This is a genomic window from Frigoribacterium sp. CF331 (genome assembly GCF_057787905.1).
This window is the reverse complement of record NZ_CM173545.1, coordinates 669,582-686,642: the sequence shown is the minus strand read 5'-3', so window position 1 is coordinate 686,642 and position 17,061 is coordinate 669,582. Positions and strand designations below refer to the sequence as shown.

Genomic DNA, 17,061 nt, shown 5'->3' with positions numbered 1-17,061 from the left:
CTGGACAACCCCGGGGACTAAGCTCGTGGACATGGCCGATTCGTCTTCTGGAACCCTGTACGCGCACCCCGACCGCAACCTCGGCATGGAGCTGGTGAGGGCCACCGAAGCCGCGGCCATCCGGTCGGCGCCCTTCATCGGCAAGGGCGACAAGAACGCCGCCGACAAGGCCGCGGTCGACGCCATGCGGAAGTTCCTCGGGACGGTCGCCTTCGACGGGGTCGTCGTGATCGGCGAGGGCGAGAAGGACGAAGCCCCGATGCTGTTCAACGGCGAACACGTCGGCAACGGTTTCGGCCCGGCCTGCGACATCGCCGTCGACCCCATCGACGGCACGAGCCTCACCGCGGCCGGCCGCATGAACGCGCTCTCGGTCATCGCGGTCAGCGACCGGGGCAGCATGTACGACCCCAGCGCCGTCTTCTACATGGACAAGATCGTCACGGGCCCCGAGGGCAAGGGGGTCGTCGACCTCGACCGTCCGATCGGCGAGAACATCACCGCCCTGGCGGCCGCCAAGGGCATCGCCGTCGAGGACATGCAGATCGCGGTGCTCGACCGCCCGCGTCACGCCGATCTGATCGCCGAGATCCGGGCCGTGGGCGCCTCGACCCGTCTCTTGCTCGACGGCGACGTCGCCGGCGGCATCAACGCGGCCCGCCCCGACTCGCGCATCGACATGTGCGTCGGCGTCGGCGGCACCCCCGAGGGCATCATCACCGCCTGCGCGGTCAAGGCCCTCGACGGCCTCATCCTCGCCCGTCTGGCACCCAAGGACGACGCCGAGCGCCAGAAGGCGGTCGACGCCGGCCACGACCTCGACCGCGTGCTCGACCAGGACGACCTCGTCACGGGTGACAACGCCTACTTCGTCGCCACCGGCGTCACCGACGGTGCTCTCGTCGCCGGCGTCACGCGCAAGCAGGGCATGATCCGAACCTCGAGCATCGTGTTGCGCTCGCACTCGGGCACCATCCGCCGGGTCGAAGCCGACCACCTCGTCTCGAAGTGGTACGGCGAACAGGCCTGACCCGCAGGTGACGACGAATGCCCGGCCCTGGCCGGGCATTCGTCGTCATGCGAGCTCGCCGAGGGTCTCGGCGCGTCAGCCGACCCGGCCCTCGCCGTCGGTCAACGCAGCGGTGAGTTCGGGCGCGGTGATGTCACGGGGGGTCTCGTCGACCGTCGTGGGACTCGACAGGACCTTGGAGTCGTCGAGCATGCTCAGGCGTCGGGCGGAGGGCAGGACCGTCCGCTCGAGTGAGCCGACGAACCGGTTGTAGTCGGTCACGCCGGCCCGGAGCGACCGGCCGAGCTTGTCGACATGGCCGGCCATGGTCGACAGGCGGCCGTACAACTCGCGGCTGAGGTCGAAGAGTTCTTTGGCCTCGGCGGTGACGACGTCCTGTTGCCAGCTGAAGGCGACGGTCTTCAACACCGACCACAGGGTCACGGGCGAGGCGAGGGCGACTCGTTTCTGGAAGGCGTAGTCCATCAGGGACGGGTCGGCCTCGAGCGCCGACGAGACGAGCGACTCGCTCGGGATGAACGCGATGACCAGCTCGGGGGACGAGTCGAGCCCTGCCCAGTACGTCTTGCCGGCCAGGGCGTCGACGTGCGCCCGGAGGGCCTTGACGTGCTGACGGACGAGCAGGTCGCGTCGAGCCCCTTCGTCGCCCGTGGCCGACGCGGGGATGGCGCTGGCCTCGAGGTAGGCGGAGAAGGGCACCTTGGCATCGACCGCGATGTTCTTGCCGCCCGGCAGGTGGACGACCATGTCGGGTCGGCCCGAGCCGGCGTCGGACGAGATCGACGTCTGGACGTCGAAGTCGACCCGCTCGACGAGGCCGGCGGCCTGCACCACGTTGCGGAGCTGGGTCTCGCCCCAGACCCCTCGCGTGCTGTTCGACTTCAGGGCAGAGGCCAGCATCTCGGCCGTGCCCCGCAGGCGCTCGCCCGACTCGGCCGTGTGTCGCAACTGTTCGCTGATCGCCCCGTACTGGCGGGTGCGTTCTGCCTCGAGTTCGGCCACCTTCTGCTGGACCGCCTGGAGGCTCTCAGCGACGGGACTCAGGGCGACGAGCACCTGGCCGTCGCCCCGCGCACGTTCGGCCTCGGCGATGCGGACGTCGCGCAGCCGGTCTTGGAACTCGCGGAGGCGGTCTTCTTGCTGGGCGATCTGCCGGCGGTACTGGTCGTCCTGGCCGTCCAGGCGCTCGCGGGCCGCGTCGGCCACGGCTCGGGCGGCGGCGAGCTCGGCGGTCAGGTGCGAGGACGCCTCGGTAGCACGCGAGCGGGCGAGCAGCCCGCCGACGACGGCTCCGACGACGAGGCCGAGCAGGAGGGCGAGGAACAGGGCCACGGGTGACGACATGGGGCGAGTGTGGCAGCGACCGCCGACAGCCCCGGCCTCGACGAGCTGACGTCGTGCGTCAGCGTCAGCCGAGGGCCATGGGTCGGCGGTCGACTCGCGGCGAGTCGTGTGCGGTCGAGGCCCCCGCGGGCTGCAGCACCTTGACCTTGACCGACGCGATCGTCGCGAGTTCGGCGACGTCGGCCGCGCCGTGGAAGAGGGCCGCGTGGGCGACGATGGCCGCGCACGCCTCGGCGTCGGCGAGGGCGTCGTGGTGCGAGAAGGAGTCGAAGCCGGCGGCCGTCGCGGCGACGGGCAGCCGGTACGAGTCGAGCGAGTAGGTCTTGCGGGCCACCTGCAGGCTGCACAGGTACGACCACGGGGGAGGGGTGAGCCCCGTCGCCGCGCAGGCGGCCTTGATGACGCCCATGTCGAAGCCCGCGTTGTGCGCGACGAAGACATCGTCGCCGGCGAAGTCGGCGAGCAGTTCGAACTGCTCGGCCCAGCCGAAGGCCCCGACGACGTCGCTCGCGACGATGCCGTGGATGCGGGTGTTCCACTCGGAGAACTCGTCGTGCCCGGCCGGGGGAGAGATCAACCAGCCGACCTTGTCGACGACGACGCCGTCGCGGACCTTGACGAGGCCGACGGAGCAGGCGCTGGCACTGCTCGAGTTCGCGGTCTCGAAGTCGATCGCGGTGAAGTCGATGGGCATTGACTCATGCTCTCACGCGCCTCCGACACCGCCTCCACAGGCCGGCCGGGCACCCGTCCGTCCCCAGGCGACCCGGCCCCGACGGTGCGACTCGACAGGCCCGGTACGCTTGACTCTCGTGGCTCTCACTATCGCGATCGTCGGACTGCCCAACGTCGGCAAGTCCACCCTGTTCAACGCCCTGACCAAGAACCAGGTGCTGGCGGCGAACTATCCGTTCGCGACCATCGAACCCAACGTGGGCATCGTCAACCTGCCCGACCCGCGCCTCCAGGTCCTGGCGGGCCTGTTCGGCAGCGAGAAGACGCTGCCGGCGCCGGTGTCGTTCGTCGACATCGCCGGCATCGTCAAGGGCGCGAGCGAGGGCGAGGGGCTCGGCAACAAGTTCTTGGCGAACATCCGCGAGGCCGACGCCATCGCCGAGGTCGTCCGCGGCTTCGACGACCCCGACGTCGTGCACGTCGACGGCAAGGTCGACCCCGAGAGCGACATGGGCACGATCAACACCGAGCTCATCCTCGCCGACCTCGAGACCGTCGAGAAGGCGCTCGTCCGCTACGAGAAAGAGCTGCGTCTCAAGCGCGTCGAGCCGATCGTGCACGAGACGGCAGTGGCCGCCAAGGAGGCGCTCGAACGAGGCGAGGCGCTCTCGGCCACGAGCATCGACCTCGAGCCGATCCGCGAACTCGGGCTGCTCACCGCGAAGCCCTTCATCTACGTCTTCAACGTCGACGAGGCCGTGCTGACCGACGAGGCGCGCAAGGCCGAGCTGCAGGCGCTGGTCTCGCCGGCCGAGGCGATCTTCCTCGACGCGCAGGTCGAGTCCGAGCTGATCGGCCTCGACGACGACGACGCCGCCGAACTGCTCGCCTCGCTCGGGCAGGACGAGTCGGGCCTCGACCAGCTCGCCCGCATCGGCTTCGAGACGCTCGGCCTGCAGACCTACCTGACGGCCGGCCCGAAAGAGACCCGCGCCTGGACGATCGGCAAGGGCTGGAAGGCCCCGCAGGCCGCCGGGGTCATCCACACCGACTTCGAGAAGGGCTTCATCAAGGCCGAGGTCATCTCGTACGACGACCTGGTCGAGACCGGCTCCATCGCCGAGGCGCGCTCGGCCGGCAAGGCCCGCATCGAGGGCAAGGAGTACGTCATGCAAGACGGCGACGTGGTGGAGTTCCGCTTCAACAACTAGGCGTTCTTCGCGGCGTGGACGAAGGCTCTCAGGGCACCTGTGAACTTCTAGTCCGCGGTGCTTCACTGGGTCATGGCCGTCTCACCGATGTTCCCGCTGGGATCAGTGCTGTTCCCATTCGTGCCCATCCAGCTGCGCATCTTCGAGCCCCGGTACCTCACGTTGGTCGGCCGCTTGCTCGACGAGGATGAACCCGAGTTCGGCGTCGTCCTCATCGAGCGCGGATCAGAAGCCGGGGGTGGCGACCAGCGCGCCTCGGTCGGGACCATGGCGCGTCTCGTGAGCGCCGCCGCGGGCGCCGACGACCTGTTCATCGTCGGCCTGGGGACCCGGCGGTTCACGGTCGAACGTTGGGTCGACGAGGATCCGTTCCCGCGGGCCGAGCTTTCGATCCTGCCGGATCTCGAGTGGTCCGAGAAGCTCGCACCCCTTCGGGACCAGGCCGAAGCAGCTGTCCGCCGCTTGATCGTTCGCGCCGCGGGGCCCCAGTCGGATGACGACATCGAGCTGTCGGACGATCCAGTCGCGGCCGTCTGGCAACTGGCGGCGATCGCCCCGCTGGGTGATTACGACAGTTACACCCTGTTGAGGTCGACGACCTTGGAGGGTCTCCTGCGTCAACTGATCGATCTGGTCCTCGAGGCCGAGGAGCTCTGGTCCGCCGAGTGAGGCTTCTCACCACCGTTCACCACCTCTGGGTTCCGCGGCAACTCATGCTGGTCGGCCCAGGTGTCCATGCTTCGCAAGGAGATTCAAAGGTCATGCTTCGGATGGTCGGAACTCGGTGGAGTTCCGCTTCGACGACTGGTGGGGGCCGCTGGCTGACTTCTCGGGCTTCGTCATGAAACGACCGGGTGGCGCTCAGCCGATCCGATAGACCAGGCCGTTGCCCGCTTCCGCCTGGCGTGCCGTGAACTCTTGTGCCGTCGCAAGGTAGTGCCCGACGTAGTTCACGTCGCTCCTGAGTCTCTCGTCGGTGCGGCCGCCGGCGATGTAGAGAGCCAGGACGTCGGCCTTGTCGAATCGCGCTATCTGTCTCGCCACGACGTCGACCCGGTTCGGATCGAGCACCTGGTAGTGGCATTCGTACCCGTGCATCATGCCCCTCGGATGATGAACGTCTCCTCTCACGAGGTCGAGACCCATCTCGGCCGGTGACTGGTTCGGCATGACGAAGAGTCGCTGCAGATCACGCCACGACTTGTCGAGGTCGAGCCAGGAACGGGTCCACGACGGGTCGTCCCACGGTGCGTCGGGACCGTGTTCGTTCATGTACGCGAGAGGAGCGGCGCGAGCGAGTTCGAGATCCGCGGGTGCTACCGGACAGGCGCTGTATCTGATTCCCATGAAGACGATCCTCGCGACACGACACCGCGGTTCGTCCCGCGGAACCCGAGGCTGGGGAGAACGGCACCGACCCGCAACGTGGGGAGAACACTTCCGACGGTCACCACCGGCATCGCCCTCGTCCTCGCGATCTCGACGTCAGCAGTTCCGTGGCTCGGCGGCACCGCTCAGGCGCCGCCGCCGAGCCTCACGAGGAGTCCGGCCGCGAGGGCGGTTCGTTCGACCATGCCGTCGATCGAGATCCATTCGTGGCGTGCGTGGGCTCCGTCGCCGACGGCCCCCAGGCCGTCCAGGACGGGCAGCCCCAGGGCTGCGGCGAAGTTGCCGTCGCTGGCGCCTCCGACCGAGGTCTCGGCGACGGTGAACCCCTGCTCTGCGGCGACCTCCCGGGCGACGGCGAAGAGCGCGGCCGTACCGGGTCCGCGCGACATGACGGGCCGGTTCCAGCCCCCGTCGACCTTGATCCCCGCGGCCTCGCGGCGAGGTGTCAGAGCCGCGAAGGTGGCGTCCATCCGGCGCATCTCGTCGACGTCGGTGACGCGGACGTCGACCAGCGCCCTGGCGTGGCCCGCCGTCACGTTCGCCCGGGAGCCGCCCGACATGGTGCCGACGTTGACGCTCGTCCCGGCGGCCAGGTCCGCCGAGTCGTGCAGCGCGACGATCACCCGGGCCATCTCGTCGACGGCGCTCACGCCGTTCTCGGGATCGAGCCCGGCGTGCCCCTCGACGCCCTCGGTGGTGACCGTGAAGAGACCGACGCCCTTCCGCGCGGTCTTGAGCGCGCCTCCTGCGCTCGCCTCGAAGACGAGGACGGCGTCGCGGCCGGCGACCGACGCCTCGATGACGGGACGTGACGCGGGTGAGCCGATCTCTTCGTCGCCGTTGAGGACGAAGCGCACGGCCGGCAGGGGCAGACCTCGCTCGCGGGCGACGGCGAGGGCGTGCACCACCTGCACGAGGCCCGCCTTCATGTCGAAGGCACCCGGTCCGGTCAACCGGTCGCCGTCGACGGAGACCGGCCAGTCGGCCAGGGTGCCGAGGGGCCAGACCGTGTCGTAGTGGCAGAGCACGGCGACGGCTCCGGTCCCGCCGTTGACCGCGGCCCAGTCCAGCACCGCGACGTCGCCGTACGGGTCACCGTCGACGGTGGACGCGGTCTCGGGCGCGCCCAGGTGCGTGTCGAGGTAGCCGCGCACCCAGGCCAACCCCGCGGCGAGGGCCGAACGGTCGTCGGACGGCGTCTCGAGCTGCACGTAGGTGGTCAGGTCGTCGACCAGTGCACGGCGGCGAGCCTCGGCCGCCTCGACCAGGCGGTTCACGCGGCTGCCCGGCGGTCGAGCTCGACGAGGTGGTCCTCGCTCATGCCGATCCGCCCTGTCTCGAGTTCGACGATCGACTCGACCAGCCACCGGGTCAGGGGTGCGGGCAGGTCGTGACGCTCGGCTGCGGCGAGCACCGGGGCGTACTGGGTCGGCACCTCGGTGCGACGCCCGCGGACGGCGACGTCACGCCAGATGCCCGACCGCTTCTTCGTCTGACGACCGAGCCACGCGACGAGTCCGTCGGTGGCCGCGTGGGCGGCGTCGGCCGCGTCGGCGGCGTCGGCCCCGTCGGCGGCGTCGGCCCCGTCCGGCGTCGCAGGAAGGTAGGCGTTCGGCGTGAAGGCGTCGAAGCCCTCGAGGGTGACGCCTTCGGCGCGGGCGACCGTGAGCACCTCGCGGACCAGTGCGTGCATCCCCACCCGGTGTCGATCGATCAGGTCGCCCATGTCGTCGTCGGCCAGGGCGGACGCGACGAGCATCGCGCCGAAACCGAGCTTCGACCAGAGGAAGCCCTGGACGTTGTCGGAGACCACCGGGCGGCCCCAGTGCCGGAGGTCGTCGGCGAGCGTGCGCACGCGCTCGCTGCTGCCGCCGGCGTACTCGCCGAGGGCGATGTCGCCGAAGCCGCCGTCCTTGACGACGCCCGGGGCGACGACGTCGGCGAACAGGTCGACGAAGGCCGCGACGGTGCGTCCGTCGCCGACGTGACGGGCGATGGTGGCCTCGTTCAGGCCGTTCTGCATCGAGGCGACCCAGCCGTCGTCGGTCAACCGCCCCGCGATCCAGGCGGCGGCGTCCTCGGTCGCCTGCGCCTTGACGGCGAGCAGGACGCCTCCCAGCCGCTCGGGAGCCTCGTCGGGGGTCGAGATCGGCACTCTCGCGACGAGGTCGCCTGCCGGCTGCTCGATCCGCAGGCCCGCCTCGCGGACGGCCGCGACGTGCTCGGGGTCGGTGTCGACCAGGTGGACGTCGGCCCCGCCGAGGTGGAGGTGGGCGGCGAGGGTGCCGCCGATCGCTCCGGCGCCGACGACGGTGTAGGTCGGGATCATGGGGTGCTCCATTCGTCAGGTGGCGGGGCCGTCGACGTCGGTCGAGGCGCTCCAGTGGAGGGGCAGGTTCCAGGCTCCCGTGGACGAGCCGCCGTCCACGCGCAGCACCTCGCCCGTGATCCACCCGGCGTCGTCGCCGGCGATCCAGGCGACGGCGCGGGCGATGTCCGCCGGGCTGCCGCGACGGCCCAGGGGGTTGTCGCCGACCGCGTCCGCGTACTCGTCGGTGACCGGGTTGACGCTCGAGTCGACCGTCACGAAACCGGGCGCGACGGCGTTGACGCGGATGCCGTGGCGGCCGAGTTCGAGCGCGGAGGCGCGGGTCGCGGCCTCGAGGGCGGCCTTCGACGTCGAGTAGGGGGCCGCGCCCGGGCGGGCTCGGAGCGCGGCACCGGACGAGATGTTGACGACGCTCGCCCCTCGACCCGCCGCGACGGCGCGGCGGGCCAGGGCGACGGTGAGCAGCACGGGCGCCCTCGTGTTGACGTCGAGGACGAGGTCCCAGGTCGTGGCGTCGAGGTCGAGGAAGGGCGTCGCCGGGTAGACGCCGGCGCTCGACACCAGGACGTCGACGGGGGCGGTCGCCCAGGCGGCCGCCACGAGGGTCTCGTGCGCGTCGTCCCGCCGGAGGTCGATCGTCACCGTGTCGCAGCTGGCGGCGCCGGCCGACCGGGCGAGGGAGGCCGTCTGCTCGAGCGGGTCGGCGTGGAGGTCGGCGAGGGTGAGCGCGTCGCCGGCCCGGGCGAAGGTGAGCGCGACCTCCCGGCCGATGCCGGACCCGGCGCCCGTCACGAGCACGTGCCGCATCAGTCGAGCACCTTGCCCTTGGTCTCGGGCATCGTCAGGTAGACGACGAGGCCGACGGCTGCGGCCGCCGCGGCGTAGGCCCAGACCCACCCGCCGAGGCCGCTGGTGTTCATCCAGGTCGTGATGTACGGCGCGGTGCCGCCGAAGAGGGCGACCGCCAGGGCGTAGGGCAGGCCGATCCCGGTGGCGCGCACCTCGGGCGGGAACTGCTCGGCCATGATGACGGCGCAGTTCGCCGAGTAACCCACCAGCAGGACGATGCCGACGAGCTCGATGGCGAGCAGCGTCCAGAAGTTGCCGTTCAGCAGGGTGAAGGCCGGCCAGGCGAAGAGGAGGAACCCGCCGGCGAAGGCCGCCATGGTCGGCTTGCGGCCGATCGTGTCCGAGAGGATGCCGCCGAAGGGCAGCAGGCAGATGAAGACCACCATCGCGATGACGTTCGCCAGCAGGGCGAGGTTCAGCGGGATGCCCGTCGTCACCGCCGCGTAGGTGGGCATGAAGTTGACCCACAGGTAGTACAGCAACGTGCCGGCGATCGTGATGCCGAAGACCCGGAGGGTCGCCCGCGGGTGGTCCTTGACCATGCGGACGAACGCGTTGCGGCGGGCGGCAAGGTCGGAGCCCTCGACGCGGTCCTTGCCGGTGGCGAACGACGTCGTCTCCTCGACCGAGCGTCGGAGCCACAAGCCGACGAAGCCGAGCGAGGCGGCGAAGACGAAGGCCAGTCGCCAACCCCAGCTGTCCACGGCGTCGTCGGGCAGGGCCGTCGTGATGACGAACCCGAGCGCCGAGGCGATGAGGACGCCGGCGGCGACCGACACCTGCTGCCACGATCCGGCGAACGCCCGGCGACGAGGGGCGGCGGACTCGACGAGGAACGCTGACGCCGAACCGAACTCGCCACCGGCCGCGAACCCCTGGACGAGGCGGGCGAGCACGAGGATCACCGGTGCGAGGTAACCGACCTGCTGGAAGGTCGGCGAGATGCCGATCACCAGGGTCGCCACGGCCATGAGGGTGATGGTGAGCAGCAGGCCCTTCTTGCGTCCGTGCCGGTCGGCGTAGCTGCCCATGACGGCGGCGCCGACGGGCCGCATGACGAACCCGACGGCGAAGATCGCGAGGGTCGACAGCAGGGCTGCGACGTCGTCACCGGGCGGGAAGAAGTGGTGGGCGAAGATCGACGAGAACGTCGAGTACAACGCCCAGTCGACGAACTCGACGGCGTTGCCGATGCTCCCGGCGACGATGGCCTTGCGGCCCTTGGTGCTGAGCTTCGTGGCGTGGACGGTCTCAGGGGCGGTTGTGCTCATGTGCTGGCTCTCTCGAGGTGGACGTGAGTGGTGCGGGGGCGGGAGGCGCGGTGAGGGGCAGGAGGTGCGGCGAGGGGAAGGAGGCGCGTCAGAGGAGGCGACGGACGTGCGCGGCGAGGTCGGCGTGGGTGCCGAACCAGACGTCGTCGACCGAGCGGATGTGGGCCAGCAGGTCGTCGAGGACCCGGAGCCGCGACCGGTGGCCGATGATGTGCGGGTGCAGCGTGAGCTGGAAGAGTCCGCCCTCGGCGCGGGCGGCGTCGAACTCGTCGATCCAGATCTGCAGCAGGTCCCGCGGCGGCATGTGGGGCCGGAGTCCGCCGAAGCGATCCATCATCAGGTAGGGCGCGTCGTCGCGGATCCACTCGACGGGGATCTCGACGACGCCGGTGCGCTCGCCGCGTTCGAGCAGCTCGTAGGGCTCGGTGTCGGCCATGAGGGACGAGTCGTAGGCGAACCCGAGTTCGCGGACGACGGACAGGGTCGACCCCGAGAAGTCCCACGACGGCGTCCGGATGCCGACCGGGCGACGGCCCACCTGTCGCTCGAGCACGTCCAGTGCTCGCGCGGTGAGCTCGAGCTCGTCGTCGCGCCCGAGGGCGGTGTTGCGTTCGTGAATCCACCCGTGGACGGCCACCTCGTGACCCGCGGCCGCGTACGTGGGCGCCTCGTCGGGCCGGAGCAGGGCACAGACGGCCGGCATGAAGAAGGACGCCGGCACCTCGTGTCGGGCCAGGAGGTCGAGGATGCGGGGGACGGCGTGACGCGCACCGAACTCGCCCTGGGCCATCCGGCCGGGCGAGGTCTCGCCGTCGCGGAGGGCGGGCGTCTCGTGGTCGGAGTCGAACGAGATGGCGACCGCGACGGCGGCGCCGCCGGGCCAGCGTGCGGCCGGGTCATCGTCGACCAGGGACCGGCCCGCTCGCACGAACTCGACGTGGCCCCGCCACTCGGCCTCGCTCCACTGCCACGGTTGCTGGTCGTCCATGGGGTTCCTCCCGGCGTCGTCCGCGACCTCGATGTCACCGACACGTGCCACTGTAGAAAGAAATACAAGCAGACTCAAGCCAAATGGTTGTTTCGATCGCATTTCGACCCTCGAACGGTTGTATGAAGCAATCCATCGGGACGGGTCGGCGCCCCTCGGCGCGAACGCCCGTATCCTGATGCCGTGCCACGCCTCGTGCCTCCCGCCGGTCAGCCCCTCCTCGACGAGACCGACCTCGACATCGCCGCGGCCATGCACATCGCGCCTCGCGTCCCGACCGCCGCCCTCGCCGAGATCCTGGGGTTGCCCGTGAGCACGCTGAGTCGTCGCCTCGTCCGCCTGCAGGAGGAGCGCCTCCTGCGGGTGGTCGGCCGCTACGCCTGGGAGCTCATCACCTCCAGCAACCCGTACGAACTCTGGATCACCTCGGCGCCCGGGCGGTCGAGGGCGGTGCTGGCCGAGCTGCTGCGCATCCCGGACGTCCAGTTCGTCCTGCAGACCAGTGGTCCGGCCGACCTGTACGCCAACCTCTTCCCGCTCCGCGGCTCGGACCAGGAAGAACTGCTCGGAAGCGTCATCCCCTCGATCCCCGGCGTCCGGGCCGTCGACAGCCGAATGATCCTCGAGCCGGCGAAGGTCGGGCAGGCCTGGCGCTACCCGCGCCTCGACGACGAGCGCGTCGAACGCCTCGAGGGGCACGCGGCCGTGGCCGCCCACCCGCCGCTCGACGACCTCGCGCAGCTCAGCGACCTCGAGTTCGAGACGATGCGGATGCTCGGGGCCAACGCTCGCGTCACGGCGGCGGAGGTGGGCCGGACGCTCGGGGTGTCGTCCTCGACCGCCGCGCGGGCCATCCGGCTGCTGCTGCAGAGCGGGGCCGTCTCACCGCGGGTCGAGATGCAGTCCGACCTGCTCGGCTACCCGCTGCACGCCATCGTGACCATCGACGTGCAGCCGCGCGACGTCTCGAACACGCTCGAACGCGTCGCCGTGCACCCCAGCGTCCGCCTCCTGTCGACCGTGACCGGCTCGGCGCCGATCAGCCTCTCCGGTGTGTTCCACGGCCCGGCCGACCTCGCCACGTTCATCCGGGACGACTTGGGCGCCCTGCCCTGGGTCCGGTCGATCCAGAGCGTGACCGGCTTGCGGCTGCAGCGACGGTACTGGATCGACCGCGACGGCCTGCGCCTCGGTGCCCAGGTGGCCGACGTGTTGCGGCGCTGAGCACCCGCCCGTCTAAGGTCAGGCATGAGCCAAACGGATTCTCCGCCCACCGGCACCACCCCCGGCACCCCCGCCCTGCTGCGCCTCGGGGTGCTCGCCACCTCGCGGAAGCCCGACGAGCGCCGCCTGCCGATCCACCCCGCGCACCTCGACCGCATCGACGCGGACCTGCGCGCGGAGATGACCCTCGAGCGCGGCTACGGCCTGCGGTTCGGCATCCCCGACGCCGACCTCGAGCCCCTGGTGGCGATGGCCGACCGTGAGCAGATCGTCGCCGACAGCGACGTCGTCCTGCTGCCCAAGCCCCAGGCCGCCGACCTCGAGGGCCTGCGCGACGGTCAGACCCTCTGGGGCTGGCCGCACTGCGTCCAGGACCGCGAGATCACCCAGCTCGCCATCGACAAGCACCTCACCCTCATCGCGTGGGAGGCCATGAACCACTGGCAGTCCGACGGTGGCTACGGACTACACGTCTTCCACAAGAACAACGAGCTCGCCGGTTACTGCTCGGTGCTGCACGCCCTCCAGCTCTGCGGGTCGACGGGCGACTACGGCCGCCGACTCAGCGCCGTCGTCATCGGCTTCGGGGCCACGGCACGGGGTGCCGTCACGGCTCTCAACGCCCACGGCATCCACGACGTGCGCGTCCTGACGAACCGCAACATCGCCGCTGTCGGCTCGCCCATCCCGTCGGTCGACATCTTCCAGTTCGAGCACGACGCCGAGACGCCCGGCGCCAGCACGGTCAACACCCCCGACGGTCCGGTCGCCCTCGCGCCCTTCCTCGCCGCCGCCGACATCGTCGTCAACTGCACCCTGCAAGATCCGAACGCCCCGCTCACGTACCTGCGCGAGAGCGACCTCGGAGCGTTCCGGCCCGGCAGCCTCATCGTCGACGTCTCGGTCGACGAGGGCATGGGCTTCGACTGGGCCCGGGCCACGACCTTCGCCGACCCGTTGGTCACGGTCGGTGACACGACGAACTACTACGCCGTCGACCACAGCCCGTCCCTGCTCTGGAACTCGACCACGTGGGAGATCAGCGAGGCGCTCATGCCCTTCCTGCGCACCGTCATGGAGGGCCCGACCTCGTGGGCGGCGTCCGACACCATCCGCCGCGCCGTCGAGATCGCGGAGGGGCGGGTCGAGAACCCGGCGATCCTCGAGTTCCAGCACCGCGCCTCCTCGTACCCGCACGCACCGCTCGCCTGACGAGCCGCCCGGTACGAGGCGCCGCCGAGTGGACTGCGCGCCGCCGCAGGCCGCGGCGTCCTGTCCACTCGGCGGTGTTCGTGGGGGCCCAGGGACTCCACGACGACGAAGCCCGCCACCCGGGCCGCCCTGGACGCGCCGGGCGAGCCTCAGACGCCGACCGGCACCGCCGCCGGCGTGACCTTCACCAGCACCGCCTTCGACACCGGGGTGTTGCTGCCGATGGCCGCGCTGTCGAGCGGCACGAGCACGTTCGCCTCGGGGAAGTACGCCGCGGCGCAGCCCCGGGCCGTCGGGTAGGCGACGATCCGGTAGTCGCGCAGCACGCGCTCGACGTCGTCGGTCCAGACCGTCGACACGTCGACCTTCTGCCCGTCGACCAGCCCGAGGTCGTCGAGGTCGAGCGGGTTGACGAAGACGACGTGCCGACCCTTCTTGATGCCGCGGTACCGGTCGTTCAGGCTGTAGATCGTGGTGTTGTACTGGTCGTGCGAGCGCAGGGTCTGCAGCAGCAGCGTGCCCTCGGGTCGTTCGACGTGCTCGAGGTCGTTGACCGTGATCATCGCCTTGCCGACCTCGGTCGGGAACGTCCGCGAGTCACGCGGCCCGTTCGGCAGCACGAACCCCTCGCGGCTGCGCACCCGTTCGCTGTAGCGCTCGAAGCCGGGCACGACGCGGCTGATGTGGTCGCGCAGCGTGTCGTAGTCGTCCTCGAAGGCCTGCCAGTCGATCTCGAGGTCGGCCCGGTCGCCGAGCGTCGCCCGCGCGAGCCGGCTGACGATCGCGACCTCGCTGAGCAGGTCGGGCGCGACGGGCGGCACCTGGCCGTGGCTGCCGTGCACCGAGCACACCGTGTCCTCGACCGAGACGAACTGCGGTCCGGCCGCCTGCACGTCGATCTCGGTGCGGCCGAGGGTCGGCAGGATGAGCGCCTCGGCGCCGACGACGGCGTGCGACCGGTTGAGCTTCGTCGACACCTGGACGGTCATGTCGGTGCCGCGCATCGCGGCCTCGGCGAGCTGGGTGTCCGAGATGGCGGCGACGAGGTTGCCGCCCATGCCCATCCAGAACTTGATGCGGCCCTCTCGCATGGCCTTGATGCCCTTGAGGGCGTCGACGCCGTGCTCGCGCGGCGGGTCGAAGCGGAACTCCTTCTGCAGGGCGTCGAGGAACTCGTCCGAGACCTGCTCCCAGATGCCCATCGTGCGGTCGCCCTGCACGTTGCTGTGCCCGCGGATGGGCGACGCCCCGGCGCCGGGCTTGCCGATGTTGCCGCGCAGCAGCAGCAGGTTGATGATCTCCTTGATCGTGTCGACGGCCTTGCGGTGCTGGGTGATGCCCATCGCCCAGGTGATGATGACCCGGTCGGAGTGCAGGTAGCGGTCGGCGAGCTCGTCGATCTCGGCCCGGTCGAGCCCGGTCGCCAGCAGCACCTCGTCGTCGTCGACCTGCGCGATGTGCTCGCGGAAGGCGTCGAGGCCCACGGTGTGCTCGGCGAGGAACTCGTGGTCGAGCACCGTGCCGGGTGCGGCGTCCTCGGCCTCGAGCACGCGCTTGGCGACGGCCTGCAGCAGGGCCATGTCGCCGCCGAGCCGGATCTGCAGGAACTGGTCGGCGATGTCGGTGCCGCGACCCGCCACGCCGCGGGGCAGCTGCGGGTTCTTGTAGCGGCGCAGGCCGGCCTCGGGCAGCGGGTTGACCGCGACGATCTTGGCGCCCTTGAGCTTGGCGTCCTCGAGGGCGGTGAGCATGCGAGGGTGGTTCGTCCCGGGGTTCTGGCCCAGGATGACGATCAGGTCGGCCTGCTCGAAGTCGTCGTACGCGATGGTCGACTTGCCGACGCCGACGACCTCGGCCATGGCGAGGCTCGTCGACTCGTGGCACATGTTCGAGCAGTCGGGCAGGTTGTTCGTGCCGAACGCGCGGACGAAGAGCTGGTAGACGAAGGCGGCTTCGTTCGAGGTGCGGCCCGACGTGTAGAACGACGCCTCGTCGGGGCTGTCGAGCGACCTGAGCTTGTCGCCGACGATGCGGAAGGCTTCGTCCCACGACACCTCGCGGTAGTGGTCGCTGCCGGCCGGCTTGTGCACCGGCTTCGTGATGCGCCCCTGCATGCCGAGCCAGTACTCGGTCTTGTCGAGCAGGTCGGTGACGGAGTGCTCGGCCCAGAACGTGTCGGGCACGAGCACCGGGTTGGCCTCCCACGTGACCGCCTTGGCGCCGTTCTCGCAGAACTCGGCGACCTTGCGGTGGTGCGGGTCGGGCCAGGCGCAGCTCATGCAGTCGAAGCCGTCCTTCTGGTTCAGCGACGTCATGAGCTTGACGGTCCGCGCCAGCCCGAGCTGCTTGACCGCAGGCTCCATCGAGTGCAACACGCCGGGCACGCCGGCCGCCCACTCGCGCGGGGGCCCGACCTCGATGTCGGCGTCGGTCACGTCGGAGACGGGGGGTTTCTCGGTCACGGTCTTGGTCCGATCGTCAGGGGGACGGGGGTCGACGCGCGCGTCGCGCCGTCGGGGGAGTCGGGGGACGAGGAGGCGCGGGTCGCGTCACCAGCACCGCCGGCGCGGGCCGCCGGCTCGGTGCCGTCGGGCTCGCCGAGCCGGTCGGGTCGCGAGTACACGACCATCGACCGCCCGCGGAGGAAGCCCACGATCGTCACGCCCAGTTCGTTCGCGAGGTCGACGGCGAGCGACGACGGTGCCGACACGGCGGCCAGCACGGGGATGCCCGCCATCGAGGCCTTCTGCGTCAGCTCGAACGAGGCGCGACCCGAGACCATCAGGACGGTCGAGGTCAACGGCAGCCGCGCCTCCTTGACGGCCCAGCCGACGACCTTGTCGACGGCGTTGTGCCGTCCGACGTCTTCGCGCAGCACGAGCAGCTCGCCGGTGCGGCCGTCGAAGAGGGCGGCGGCGTGCAGCCCGCCGGTCTTCTCGAAGACGTCCTGCCCCTCGCGGAGGCGGTCGGGGAAGGTCGCGAGCAGGGCCGGTTCGAGCACGAGCGGGTCGTGCAGCACCTCGTGCTGCGACTTCGTGCGCACGGCGTCGATCGAGGCCTTGCCGCACAGCCCGCACGAGCTCGTCGTGTAGAACGCCCGCTCGAGGCTGGGGTCGGGGGCGGGCACCCCCGGCGCGAGCGTGACGTCGAGCACGTTGTAGGTGTTGAGGCCCTCGGCCGTGGCCCCGGCGCAGTACCGCGCCGCGAAGAACTCGTCGCCCGTCGAGATGACGCCCTCGGAGACGAGGAAGCCCGCGGCGAGGTCGAAGTCGTGGCCGGGCGTGCGCATCGTGATGGCGAGCGACGAGCCGCCGACGCGGATCTCGAGGGGTTCTTCGACCGCCAGGGTGTCCATCGTCTTCCGGACGCCCGCCCCCTCGTCGCCGACGGTCATGCGGGTCACCGGTCGCCGTGCCGTGATTCGTGCCATGGCTCAGGTCTACCCCCGATCGGCCTCCACCGAAAGTCGGCACGCGTCCGGTGGACAGCGCCGCCCTGCACCCGGCCCTGGGGAGGAGTCGAGACCGAGCCCCGGCCGG

The 17,061-nt window shown here is 70.7% G+C and carries 15 protein-coding genes; 5 read left to right on the top strand and 10 right to left on the bottom strand.

All coding sequences use genetic code 11. The annotated features are described in order from the left end of the window. Positions 1 to 31 precede the first annotated feature (31 nt). Positions 32 to 1,030: a class II fructose-bisphosphatase gene (gene glpX, locus AC3CCI_RS03155; protein ID WP_354593587.1), complete on the top strand. Its 999-nt coding sequence runs from the start codon at positions 32 to 34 to the stop codon at positions 1,028 to 1,030. A 75-nt stretch (positions 1,031 to 1,105) separates the two neighbouring features. Here glpX and AC3CCI_RS03150 read toward each other — a convergent pair whose 3' ends face one another. Together AC3CCI_RS03150 and AC3CCI_RS03145 are read right to left on the bottom strand one after the other, a co-directional pair. Beyond that, a complete protein-coding gene (locus AC3CCI_RS03150) occupies positions 1,106 to 2,374 on the bottom strand; it encodes a DNA recombination protein RmuC (protein WP_354593586.1) in 1,269 nt (422 codons plus the stop codon). A 64-nt stretch (positions 2,375 to 2,438) separates the two neighbouring features. Beyond that, a complete protein-coding gene (locus AC3CCI_RS03145) occupies positions 2,439 to 3,068 on the bottom strand; it encodes an exonuclease domain-containing protein (RefSeq protein WP_488628073.1) in 630 nt (209 codons plus the stop codon). A 118-nt stretch (positions 3,069 to 3,186) separates the two neighbouring features. Between AC3CCI_RS03145 and ychF the strand changes: the two genes are divergently transcribed. Both ychF and AC3CCI_RS03135 read left to right on the top strand, forming a co-directional pair. Next, positions 3,187 to 4,260 (top strand): redox-regulated ATPase YchF, encoded by a 1,074-nt coding sequence (ychF, locus tag AC3CCI_RS03140; protein WP_194595297.1) that lies wholly within the window; start codon positions 3,187 to 3,189, stop codon positions 4,258 to 4,260. A 72-nt stretch (positions 4,261 to 4,332) separates the two neighbouring features. After that, positions 4,333 to 4,929 (top strand): LON peptidase substrate-binding domain-containing protein, encoded by a 597-nt coding sequence (locus AC3CCI_RS03135; protein WP_354593584.1) that lies wholly within the window; start codon positions 4,333 to 4,335, stop codon positions 4,927 to 4,929. A 192-nt stretch (positions 4,930 to 5,121) separates the two neighbouring features. On the opposite strand, the gene AC3CCI_RS03130 is transcribed toward AC3CCI_RS03135, so the two are convergent. From AC3CCI_RS03130 to AC3CCI_RS03105, 6 genes are all read right to left on the bottom strand, one after another. Further along, positions 5,122 to 5,607 carry a hypothetical protein gene (locus AC3CCI_RS03130; RefSeq protein ID WP_488628072.1) on the bottom strand — a complete coding sequence of 162 codons (486 nt, stop codon included), beginning with the start codon at positions 5,605 to 5,607 and terminating at the stop codon, positions 5,122 to 5,124. A 167-nt stretch (positions 5,608 to 5,774) separates the two neighbouring features. After that, a complete protein-coding gene (locus AC3CCI_RS03125; protein WP_354593582.1) occupies positions 5,775 to 6,926 on the bottom strand; it encodes a M20 family metallopeptidase in 1,152 nt (383 codons plus the stop codon). Beyond that, positions 6,923 to 7,978 carry a ketopantoate reductase family protein gene (locus tag AC3CCI_RS03120; RefSeq protein WP_488628071.1) on the bottom strand — a complete coding sequence of 352 codons (1,056 nt, stop codon included), beginning with the start codon at positions 7,976 to 7,978 and terminating at the stop codon, positions 6,923 to 6,925. The genes AC3CCI_RS03125 and AC3CCI_RS03120 overlap by 4 nt, the downstream gene beginning before the upstream one ends. Before the next feature lie 15 nt (positions 7,979 to 7,993). Next, entirely contained in the window at positions 7,994 to 8,785 is a 792-nt protein-coding gene (locus AC3CCI_RS03115; protein WP_488628070.1) for an SDR family NAD(P)-dependent oxidoreductase, read from the bottom strand. Next, the gene (locus AC3CCI_RS03110) at positions 8,785 to 10,098 is read right to left on the bottom strand and encodes an MFS transporter (RefSeq protein ID WP_354593579.1); all 1,314 of its coding nucleotides are present in this window, start codon (positions 10,096 to 10,098) and stop codon (positions 8,785 to 8,787) included. The genes AC3CCI_RS03115 and AC3CCI_RS03110 overlap by 1 nt, the downstream gene beginning before the upstream one ends. Positions 10,099 to 10,186: 88 nt before the next feature. Continuing rightward, a complete protein-coding gene (locus tag AC3CCI_RS03105) occupies positions 10,187 to 11,086 on the bottom strand; it encodes a polysaccharide deacetylase family protein (RefSeq protein WP_488628069.1) in 900 nt (299 codons plus the stop codon). Between the two features lie 183 nt (positions 11,087 to 11,269). On the opposite strand from AC3CCI_RS03105, the gene AC3CCI_RS03100 reads away from it, so the two are divergent. Both AC3CCI_RS03100 and AC3CCI_RS03095 read left to right on the top strand, forming a co-directional pair. Further along, positions 11,270 to 12,310, top strand: coding sequence for an Lrp/AsnC family transcriptional regulator (locus tag AC3CCI_RS03100; RefSeq protein ID WP_488628068.1), 1,041 nt, complete (start codon positions 11,270 to 11,272; stop codon positions 12,308 to 12,310). 24 nt (positions 12,311 to 12,334) lie between these two features. Continuing rightward, positions 12,335 to 13,522 carry a N(5)-(carboxyethyl)ornithine synthase gene (locus tag AC3CCI_RS03095; protein WP_488628067.1) on the top strand — a complete coding sequence of 396 codons (1,188 nt, stop codon included), beginning with the start codon at positions 12,335 to 12,337 and terminating at the stop codon, positions 13,520 to 13,522. A gap of 149 nt (positions 13,523 to 13,671) precedes the next feature. On the opposite strand, the gene AC3CCI_RS03090 is transcribed toward AC3CCI_RS03095, so the two are convergent. Both AC3CCI_RS03090 and fdhD read right to left on the bottom strand, forming a co-directional pair. Next, positions 13,672 to 15,984 carry an FdhF/YdeP family oxidoreductase gene (locus AC3CCI_RS03090; RefSeq protein WP_488628066.1) on the bottom strand — a complete coding sequence of 771 codons (2,313 nt, stop codon included), beginning with the start codon at positions 15,982 to 15,984 and terminating at the stop codon, positions 13,672 to 13,674. Further along, complete coding sequence (gene fdhD, locus AC3CCI_RS03085) at positions 15,981 to 16,952, bottom strand: formate dehydrogenase accessory sulfurtransferase FdhD (RefSeq protein ID WP_488628065.1); 972 nt, start codon at positions 16,950 to 16,952, stop codon at positions 15,981 to 15,983. Before fdhD ends, AC3CCI_RS03090 begins: the two co-directional genes overlap by 4 nt. Positions 16,953 to 17,061 lie beyond the last annotated feature (109 nt).